This window comes from Chelonobacter oris (assembly GCF_000772535.1).
Classification (GTDB): domain Bacteria; phylum Pseudomonadota; class Gammaproteobacteria; order Enterobacterales; family Pasteurellaceae; genus Chelonobacter; species Chelonobacter oris.
This window is the reverse complement of the sequence record NZ_JSUM01000026.1, coordinates 1-2,584: the sequence shown is the minus strand read 5'-3', so window position 1 is coordinate 2,584 and position 2,584 is coordinate 1. Positions and strand designations below refer to the sequence as shown.

General features: G+C 54.1%; 2 protein-coding genes. One reads left to right on the top strand and one right to left on the bottom strand.

What is annotated here, in order from left to right; translation table 11 throughout:
* Positions 1–45: 45 nt before the first annotated feature.
* On the bottom strand, positions 46–1,560 hold the full coding sequence (locus OA57_RS11880) for a CoA-acylating methylmalonate-semialdehyde dehydrogenase (RefSeq protein ID WP_034618159.1): 1,515 nt from the start codon (positions 1,558–1,560) through the stop codon (positions 46–48).
* A gap of 229 nt (positions 1,561–1,789) precedes the next feature.
* Between OA57_RS11880 and iolB the strand changes: the two genes are divergently transcribed.
* Positions 1,790–2,584 (top strand): 5-deoxy-glucuronate isomerase (gene iolB / locus OA57_RS11875; RefSeq protein WP_034618158.1); only part of this gene is annotated, 795 nt, incomplete at its 3' end.

Genomic DNA, 2,584 nt, shown 5'->3' with positions numbered 1-2,584 from the left:
AACAGGCAGATATTCAACCTGCCTGTTTTGATACCCGTGCCGTGGTTACAACGTCGGCATGCTGAACGCCGCCCCCTGTTCACGCAGGTGATGACTCGGCCAACGGCTGGTGATGGTTTTCATGCGGGTGTAAAAACGCACCCCGTCAGGACCGTAAGCATTCAGCGGGCCGAAGACCGATGATTTCCAACCGCCAAAACAGTGGAACGCCATCGGCACCGGAATCGGTACGTTAATGCCCACCATACCGGCCTGCACCTCCTGACTGTACTGTCGGGCGGCATCGCCGTCAGCAGTGAAAATCGCACTGCCGTTGCCGTATTGATGCGCATTAATCAGCCGGACGGCGCCGTCGTAATCTTTTGCCCTGACCACACACAGCACCGGTCCGAATATCTCTTCCTGATAAATACGCATCTCGGGGGTCACATGGTCGAACAATGTGCCGCCGATAAAATAGCCGTTTTCATGCCCGGCCACCCGATAGTTGCGCCCGTCCACGACCAAGCTCGCCCCGGCTTCAACCCCTTGGTCGATATAGCCGCTGACTTTTTCCAAGTGCGCTTTGGAAATCAACGGCCCCATGTCGTTTTCTTTTTGACCCTCAGGCAAGATGCCCGGGCCGATACGCAGCGCTTCTACTTTGGGTTGTAAGTTGCGGACAAGGGCATCTGCCACTTTATCATCGGTGGTAACGGCAACGGACAACGCCATGCAACGCTCACCCGCCGCCCCGAAAGCCGCGCCCAGCAGGGCGTTGGCCGTCATTTCGATATCCGCATCCGGCATAATTAATGCGTGGTTTTTTGCCCCGCCCAAGGCCTGCACCCGTTTGCCGTGTGCCGAGCCGGTTTCATAAATATATTGTGCAATCGGGGTGGAGCCGACAAAACTGACCGCCTGAATCCGCGGGTCGCGCAGCAGTACATCCACCGCTTCTTTATCGCCCTGCACCACGTTGAATACCCCGTCCGGTAAACCGGCTTGTTTAAGTAATTCAGCCAAACGAATCGATAAGGACGGGTCTTTTTCCGACGGTTTCAAGATAAAGGTGTTACCGCAAGCCAACGCTATCGGGAACATCCACATCGGCACCATCGCCGGGAAGTTAAACGGGGTAATCCCCGCCACCACGCCCAGCGGCTGCATCACCGAGTGGGTGTCGATACCGCGGCCGACATTGGCGGAGAACTCGCCTTTGAGCAAGTGCGGTATGCCGGTGGCAAACTCCACCACTTCCAGCCCGCGGGTCAATTCACCGATGGAATCGGAGTAAATCTTGCCGTGTTCGGCGGTAATCAATTTTGCCAGTTCGTCAAAATGGGCTTCCAGCAGCGTTTTGAATTTGAACAATATTCGGGCTCGGCGCAGCGGTGACTGCTGCGCCCAGTCGGGATAGGCGGCATGAGCGACGGCAATCGCCGCCTCGACTTCGGCGGCGGTACTGAGTTTCACCTGTTTGCACTGTTCGCCGGTAGCCGGATTAAAAACGGGGGTTAAACGGGAACTTTGGCTCTCCACCACTTTCCCGGCAATAAAATTTGGAATAAACGGGCTCATATTTCTCCTCGACGCGGTTAACGGTTCAGCATAAGTAAAAATGTCTAGGATACGATACGCCCCCGAAACAGTTTTTTCAACCCGAAATGCCATTAAATGAAATTAATATTTCATTTTTTGTGAGCTGAGTAGAATCTTGACAACGTGCCGGTTCAGCTGCGCCCGCTTGTCCTTTATACTGTCCCTGTCCGACGATATGACCAAACACAACAGCAAAATGAGGTTAAGCATGAGTCCGCTCTTATCCAAATCCAACAACATCAACGACGGTTTCCGTCAACAGATTACCCCGCAAAACGCCGGCTGGGAATATGTCGGTTTCGAATTACTGCACCTGTCTGCCGGCAAAACCGCCGAAATCCCGACCGACAATACCGAAGTCTGTTTTGTGGTCGTCTCCGGTTACGCCTCGTTTGCGGTCGATGCCAAGATTTTCGAACACCTCGGCAACCGCACTTCGCCGTTTGAGCGTATTCCGCCCTATTCACTCTACGTCCCTCATCAAAAACAGGTGCTGGTGATTGCCGATACCGCACTTGAACTGGCGATTTGTCGGGCGCCGAGCAACGGCAATCTGCCCATCCGGGTGATTAAACCGGAAGAGGTCGGGGTCGAACGGCGCGGGTACGGCAACAACAAACGTCTGGTACACAACATCTTGCCGGAAACCGAGCCTGCCGACAGTTTACTGGTGGTGGAAGTGTTTACCGACGAAGGCAACACCAGCTCGTTTCCGAGCCATAAGCACGACCAAAAACAGTCGGAAAACGAAACTTATCTGGAAGAGACTTACTATCACCGCTTCGAACCGAAACAAGGCTTTTGCCTGCAACGGGTTTACACCGACGACCGCACTTTGGACGAATGCATGGCGGTGTATGACGGTGATGTGGTTAAGGTGCCGAAAGGGTATCATCCGGTTGCGACCGTTGCCGGTTACAACAATTATTATCTGAACGTCATGGCGGGACCGGTGCGTAAATGGCGCTTCAGCTGGGAAGCGCCGCACCAATGGATTAACACT

Coding starts and splice junctions, on each gene's coding strand:
- OA57_RS11880 (WP_034618159.1), bottom strand. CDS start 1,560: ATGAGCCCGTTTATTCCAAATTTTATTGCCGGGAAAGTGGTGGAGAGC.